The organism is Myxococcota bacterium (assembly GCA_039030075.1).
Lineage (GTDB): Bacteria > Myxococcota_A > UBA9160 > UBA9160 > SMWR01 > JAHEJV01.
Genome location: JBCCEW010000036.1, coordinates 42,351 through 49,080, shown reverse-complemented (window position 1 = coordinate 49,080; position 6,730 = coordinate 42,351). Strand labels below are relative to the sequence as shown.

Annotated in this window: 6 protein-coding genes; 4 read left to right on the top strand and 2 right to left on the bottom strand. The window is 68.4% G+C overall.

Annotated features, from left to right (window positions below):
- The 4 genes from AAF430_24875 to AAF430_24860 all read left to right on the top strand — a co-directional run.
- On the top strand, positions 1-1,142 hold a 1,142-nt coding region (locus AAF430_24875), incomplete at its 5' end, for a CoA transferase (GenBank protein ID MEM7413490.1).
- Positions 1,143-1,165: 23 nt separating this feature from the next.
- Positions 1,166-2,296, top strand: a complete 1,131-nt coding sequence (locus AAF430_24870) for an SRPBCC family protein (protein MEM7413489.1) — start codon at positions 1,166-1,168, stop codon at positions 2,294-2,296.
- A 154-nt stretch (positions 2,297-2,450) separates the two neighbouring features.
- Positions 2,451-3,866, top strand: coding sequence for an amidase (locus tag AAF430_24865; GenBank protein ID MEM7413488.1), 1,416 nt, complete (start codon positions 2,451-2,453; stop codon positions 3,864-3,866).
- 114 nt (positions 3,867-3,980) lie between these two features.
- The gene (locus tag AAF430_24860; GenBank protein MEM7413487.1) at positions 3,981-4,781 is read left to right on the top strand and encodes an SDR family oxidoreductase; all 801 of its coding nucleotides are present in this window, start codon (positions 3,981-3,983) and stop codon (positions 4,779-4,781) included.
- A gap of 49 nt (positions 4,782-4,830) precedes the next feature.
- Here AAF430_24860 and AAF430_24855 read toward each other — a convergent pair whose 3' ends face one another.
- Entirely contained in the window at positions 4,831-5,763 is a 933-nt protein-coding gene (locus AAF430_24855; GenBank protein MEM7413486.1) for a nuclear transport factor 2 family protein, read from the bottom strand.
- Between the two features lie 23 nt (positions 5,764-5,786).
- Positions 5,787-6,710, bottom strand: coding sequence for an alpha/beta hydrolase (locus AAF430_24850; protein MEM7413485.1), 924 nt, complete (start codon positions 6,708-6,710; stop codon positions 5,787-5,789).
- Positions 6,711-6,730: the final 20 nt, after the last annotated feature.

Below are 6,730 nucleotides of genomic sequence, written 5' to 3'. Positions count from 1 at the left end.
GTGGCGCGCTCCTCGCCGATCTCGGCGCCGAAGTCATCAAGATCGAAGTGCCGTGGGGCGAGATCTATCGCCACAGCCTCCCGCGGATGGCGGGCTTCGATAGCGACTTCGCCGGAGCGCCCCACTTCCACATGGACAACCGGGGCAAGCGCTCACTGACGCTGGACCTCGCGCTGCCGCAGGCCGTCGAGGCACTCCACCGGGTCGTGGACCAGGCCGACGTGCTGCTCACGAACCTGCTGCCCGCGCGCCAGGCGAAGTTCGGCCTCGACCCCGAGAGCCTGCATGCGAAGCACCCGGGGCTGATCATCGCGCGCCTGTCCGGCTACGGGCCGGAAGGCCCGGAGGCCGACGCCCCGGCCTTCGACTACTCGAGCTATTGGGCGCGCACGGGCCTGATGGACCAGCTCCACGAGCCGGACGCGCCGCCCGCCTTCCAACGACCCGGCATGGGCGATCACTCGGCGAGCCTGTCGCTGTCGGTGGGGATCCTGTCTGCGCTGCGGACCCGCGACCGGGACGGCCACGGCCAGGTGATCGATGTCTCGCTGCAGCACACCGGCTTCTACATCGAGGGCAACGATGCGGCGGTGGCGCTGGCCACCGGCGAGTCGCCCCCGCGCCACGATCGGCGCGAGGCCCGCAACCCGTTGTGGAACCACTATCAGTGCGGCGACGGGCGCTGGCTCTTCCTGGTGATGATCGAGTCGGATCGCTACTGGAAGACGTTCTGCGAGTCGCTCGGCGAGCGTCGGATCCTCGAGGACGAACGCTTCGCGGATGCAGTGGGCCGCTTCCAGCACTCGAAGGCCTTGATCGAGCAGCTCGACGCCGTCTTCGCCAGCCGCAGCCTCGCCGAGTGGAGCGAACACTTCGCCGGGAAACGCCTGATCTGGGCACCGGTGCGAACCGTGGCGGAGGGCGTCGCCGATCCCCAGGCCGCGGCCAACGGCAGCTTCCCGACAGTCGACCACCCGGAGTGGGGAAAGTTCCGGACCGTCGGCCCGCCGCTGCGCTTGAGTCGGCACCCGATGGCGGGCGACGCCGTGGCGCCTGCGCTCGGTGCCCACACGCGCGAGGTGCTCGCCGAAGCCGGCGTCGACGAGGAAACCATCGCGCTGCTCCTGGCCGCCGCGGACTGAGCCTGCGAAGGGAAAGCAGCGCCATGAGCAGCTTCATGAACGACCAGGCCGTGGTGGAGCGCGTCCTCTCGCACGTGCGCAACGGAACCACCGACACCGGCGACGAGGTATGGCGCGAGCCGGTCGAGCACTATCGCAGCGAGGAGCGCTTCGTTCGAGAGCTCAGCGTGCTGCGCCGAGTGGCCGTACCCTTCTGCCCGTCCGCGGCGCTCCGGCAGCCCGGCGATTACGTCGCGCGCCAGGCGGCCGGCGTCCCGATCCTGGCCGTGCGGGGGAAGGACGGCCAGGTCCGCGCCTTCCGCAACGCATGCCGCCACCGGGGAGCCGAGGTGGCGAGCGGGATGGGCTGTGCGAAGGCGTTCCAGTGCCCCTACCACGGCTGGACCTACGGTCTCGACGGTCGACTCGCGGGGGTCCCCCACGAGCGCGGGTTTCCGGGGCTCGAGAAGGACAACCACGGCCTCGTCCCGGTCCTGGCGCAGGAGCGCGCCGGCATCGTCTTCGTCACCCAGACGGGACAGCCCAGCGAGCAAGAACCCGGTGAGGGTCTGCCCGACCTGATCACGGCCGACCACGACCTGATCGATGCGCACGACAACGAGGTCGAGGCGAACTGGAAGGTCTCGATCGAGGGAGCCATCGAGGGCTACCACATCCGCTACGGCCATCCGGAGACGTTCTATCCCTACGGCTACGACAACCTGAACGTGGTGGAGCACTGTGGTCGGAACAGCCGGGTGACCTTCCCGTTTCGACGCATCGAGAAGCTCGCCGACATCCCGGCGGCCGAGCGTCGCATCGATGGCCGGGTGACCTACGTCTACCACCTGTTTCCGAACGCCCTGGTCACCGTCTTGTCGCGCCACACCATCCTGGTCGTACACGAGCCGCTCGCGCCGGGCCGAACCCGCAACATCGCCTATTCCCTCGCACCCACGGGCGGCGAACCCGCAGCGATCGAAACAGCAAGACGGGACGCCCAATTCGTGACGCAGACCGGCGCCCCGGAAGACCTCGCGCTCGTGCAGAGCATCCAACGGACCATGGAGAGCGGCGCGAACGAACACTTCACCTTCGGGCGTTTCGAAACCGCGATCGTCCACTTCCATCGCAATCTCCGCACAGCGCTGGCGGAGCTGGATCCGGTGACGTAGGCCGTTCGCTGACGGCCACCCTGCTCCTTCCAGATCTCCGGGTCGCCCTCGGTTCCTGCCGTGGTCCGGGTCTCGAGGAGACGGAGATCTCCGGCGTGTCGCGACGACACCCATCCACGGCGCGCATCGGCTGCGGCGGGTACGCTCTCGGGCCGTGGACGAGCTGCTCTGCGCAAAGACCGCCTGCGAGCTCGCGGCACTCGTCGCGTCCGGGGAGCTCTCGGCGCGCGAGCTCCTCGAGGCACACCTCGAGCGGATCGAGCGCCTGAATCCGGCGATCAACGCCATCGTCACGCTCGTGCCAGAGCAGGCGCGCGCGTCGGCCGCGGAGGCGGACGAGAAGCAGGCGCGGGGCGAATCCCTCGGGCCCCTCCACGGGCTCCCGATCGCGCACAAGGACGCGGTCCAGACCGCAGGGATCCGCTCGACGATGGGCTCTCCGCTCCTGGCGAACCACGTGCCCGAAGCAGACGACCTGCTGGTCCAGCGCGTACGCGCGGCGGGGGCGATCACGATCGGCAAGACGAACATGCCCGAGTTCGGCGCGGGGTCGCACACCTTCAACCCGGTCTTCGGGCCGACCCGCAATCCCTACGACACCACCCGATCGGCGGGCGGTTCCAGTGGCGGCGCCGGGGCCGCACTCGCCGCGCGCCTGCTCCCGATCGCCGACGGCTCGGACATGGGCGGCTCGCTCCGCAACCCGGGCAACTTCAACAATGTCGTGGGGCTGCGTCCCTCGCCGGGGCGCGTCCCGAACGTGCCCGCCTCGCACATGGCCTGGGAAGCGTTCACCGTCCTCGGACCGATGGCGCGCACCGTCGAGGACACCGCGCTTCTGCTCTCGGCCATGGCAGGCCCCGACCCGCGGTCGCCGATCTCTCTCGAGACGCCCGGCGCGCACTTTCGCGACGGGTTGGAGCGCTCATTCGGCGGCGTGCGAATCGCCTTCGACCCCGATCTCGGCGGACTGCCCGTGGACCGGCGTGTCGCGCGCGTCGTAGCAGAAGCCATTCCGGTGCTCGAGTCGCTGGGTGCGGTCATCGAGGCATCGAAGATGGACTGGAGCGGCGCGAACGAGGCGTTCCATACCTTCCGTGCCCTCCTCTTTGCATCCGGCCTCTCCGGCCTTCCCGACGCCGCCCGCGAAGCGCTCAAGCCCGCGATCCGCTGGAACCTGGCGCTCGCCGACGACCTGGGAGCGACGGACCTGCTGCGCGCGGAGCGCGAGCGCAGCGCCGTCCACGCCCGCTTTGCCGCCCTCCTCGAAGAGGTGGAGTTCGTGATGCTCCCGGTGAACCAGGTCCCGCCCTTCGACGTCGACCTCGAGTACCCGTCCGAGATCGAGGGCGTCCCGATGAAGCACTACATCGACTGGATGCGCTCTGCGTCCTACGTGACGCTCACCGGCCACCCTGCGATCTCGGTCCCGGCCGGCTTCACCGACGATGGGCTCCCGGTCGGTCTCCAGATCGTCGGCCGACACCACGACGACTTTGGCGTGCTCCAGCTGGCCTACGCCTTTCAAGAGGCCACGGAGCACTGGAAGCGCCGCCCCCCGCTCGACTGATCGGGGACCGTCGCCGCTAGGACCGGAACGGGCTGCGCCTCCCGCGTCCGCTCGGAGCCCAGATCGTCTAGCATCCTCCACCGCGCCAAGGACCCAATCAGGAGGAAGCCAGCCATGGGTTTCGAGAACCTCTTTTCCATCGAGGGCAAGGTCGCTCTCGTGACCGGCGGCTCGCGAGGGATCGGCGAGATGATCGCCGCGGGCTTCCTCGCAGCCGGTGCCAAGGTGTACATCAGCTCCCGGAAGGCCGAGGCGTGCAACGCCACGGCGAAGCGACTCAGCGAGGCGTACGGCGGCGAGTGCATCTCCCTGCCGGCGAACGTCTCGGACCGGGAGGGCGCCGCGGAGCTGGCGGGTCTCCTGAAAGAGCGCGAGGAGAAGCTCGACATCCTCGTGAACAACGCCGGCGTCTCCTGGGGCGCTCCCGTCGAGGAGTTCCCCGAGAACGGCTGGGACAAGGTGATGGACACGAACGTCAAGGGCGTGTTCTTCCTGATCCAGCAGACCCTGCCGCTGCTCGAAGCCGCCGGCACGGCCGACGACCCGGCGCGCGTGATCAACGTGGGCTCGATCGACGGCATCAAGACGCCCGTCTTCGAGACCTTCTCCTACGGTCCCTCCAAAGCGGCCGTGCACGCGCTCACCAAGCAGATGGCGGCGCGCCTCGTGAAGCGAAACATCATCGTCAACGCGATCGCGCCGGGCCCCTTCCCCACCTGGATGCTCAGCACCGGGGTCGGGACGGGCGGCGACGTCGAAGGCACCGACTGGGATGCGCTGGGCGCCGGCAACCCGCGAGGGCGCGTCGGAACGCCCGAGGACATCGCGGGCCTCGCGATCTTCCTGAGCTCGCGCGCGGGGGCGTTCACCGTGGGTGAGGTCATCAGCTGCGACGGCGGAATGCTCGTCAGCTGAGCCCATCGGCGAACTCGTCACCTCGTCTTTCTGCGCCCGCTCCAAGCGTCTATCGGAGTTCCTCGAGCCGACCGAACGCGCGCGCAGCCACCACGGGGTCGAAGACCTCGACATACTCGACGATCCGACCGGCATCGTCGAAGCGGAACGTGGCGTAGTAGTGGTTCTCGTAGAGTCCGGCTCCGTTCTTCAGGGTGATCTCGCCCCGGAAGGTCACGAAGACCAGGTCCGGGTCCTCGGTAGCGAGCAGCGCGTCGACCGAAAAGCGCATTCGGTCGAAGCTCGCAGGTAACGGAGTCCAGTATTCGCGCAATGCCTGTTCGCCTCGGGCTTCAGGCGGGAAAACACCACCGTGATAGGGGTTCCGCTGGACCGCGTCCTCCGTGAACAGGTCCACGAGCGCACTCATGTCCTCGGCGTCGAGCGCCCCGAAGAAACGACGGACCGTCTGCTTGTTCCGCTCGGCCCGGACTCGGTGGTTTCCGGGCAAGTCCCTCGACGCCGCGAGTTCCGATGCCACCTGGAGAATCTCTCTCGAGCCCTCCTCCCTACCCAGCGTGAACGTCATGGACGTGATCCTCCATCGACCGCTCCTCTTCCGCAGCGCGTAGTGATAGCGGCCACTCACGCGCCAGACGTCCCCGCCGATCCAGTGAGAAGCGGTGACATCGGCACGAGCAGTGGCCAAGTCCCCGCTCACCCCCACTGCAACGCCGGAGAGCGCGTGTCGTGTCCGGTCGAACCCCGGCAGCACGCTGGCCCACTCAGCCATCAGCGCGAGCGGCGTCTTCTTCGCCACCGGCTGGGCGTTCAAGGAGGAATAGTCGAGCGTGAACTCATCGGCGTAGAGGCGAGACAAGGCGTCGAACTCCCCGCGGTCGGCCAGGACAGCGACGCTCTCGACGATGGTGGTGACCGCCGCCTCGTCGGGTGACACCGCGCCCCCGGGGTGGGCACACCCAGCGAGGAGCGCGATCAGCAAGCCTCCGAGCGAGCGCCGAGGTATCACGAGCCCTCTCCGCGGACGAATCTCGCGACGGCATCGGTCGCGACTTCGACAACGTCCGCTTGGTCGTAGAAATCGAACTGGCTGACGTCCTCCCCGAGCCATACTTTCGAGAGAGGGGCTTTCGTGCGGCGTTCGTAGGCCTCTGCGCCGACAGGAAGCGCCATCGAGGGCGAACCGACCATCAGCACCGGCTTCGTCATTCGCTCCGCCGACGCGAGCCCGTCGTAGGTGAGCCACGGCTTCCAGGTGAGCACGCTGAACTTGTTGTCGAACTCGGGAATCAGGCCGCGGTCTCTTTCCGTGTAGTAGGGAGCCCCATACATCGGCGCTGTCTCGTCGGTCAGGCTCGCTGCCGTCAAGATCAGCGGGTCCGAAGCGCCTTCTGCTGCCTCCGTCGCCTGGATGAGCCCCGCGACCGACGCGGCGCCACCGTAGGCCTCCTCGGCGATCGAGCGGTCGTGAAGCCACGGAGCGACCAGCGCCAGCCGCGCAAGCTGGCGGTTGTCGGCGACGACCTCCGCCATGTATCCGGACGACGCACAGATTCCCAGGCCCGTGATGTCGTGGGCATCCACGTCGGCCCGGCCTGCCAGATAGTCGGCGGCCGCATGGAGGTCTGCGGTCTTCACCTCCGGGTCTTCGACGAATCGGAGCTCTCCTCCGCTCTCGCCCCAACCCGTGAAGTCGAAGGCAAGCGCGGTGAAACCGCGCAGGGCGAGCTCGCGGGCGTAGGTCCCGGACATTTGTTCCTTGACCGCGGTCCAAGCGCCCGCAGTGATCACCCCCGGACGGACATGGCCGCCGTCGGCCCGCTTGTACACGACCCCCTGCAACTCGACGCCCCGGTTCGAGAAGCGGACGCGCTCGGCCTCGATCGCCGTCGGGTCGGGTGTGTTCTGCAAGTTCAATCGCTGGCTCATGCTTCCTGTCCCTTCTCCCT

Excerpts from the sequence above, each read along its gene's own strand:
- AAF430_24870 (MEM7413489.1), top strand. The coding sequence starts at position 1,166 with ATGAGCAGCTTCATGAACGACCAGGCCGTGGTGGAGCGCGTCCTCTCG.
- AAF430_24860 (MEM7413487.1), top strand. The coding sequence starts at position 3,981 with ATGGGTTTCGAGAACCTCTTTTCCATCGAGGGCAAGGTCGCTCTCGTG.
- AAF430_24850 (MEM7413485.1), bottom strand. The coding sequence starts at position 6,710 with ATGAGCCAGCGATTGAACTTGCAGAACACACCCGACCCGACGGCGATC.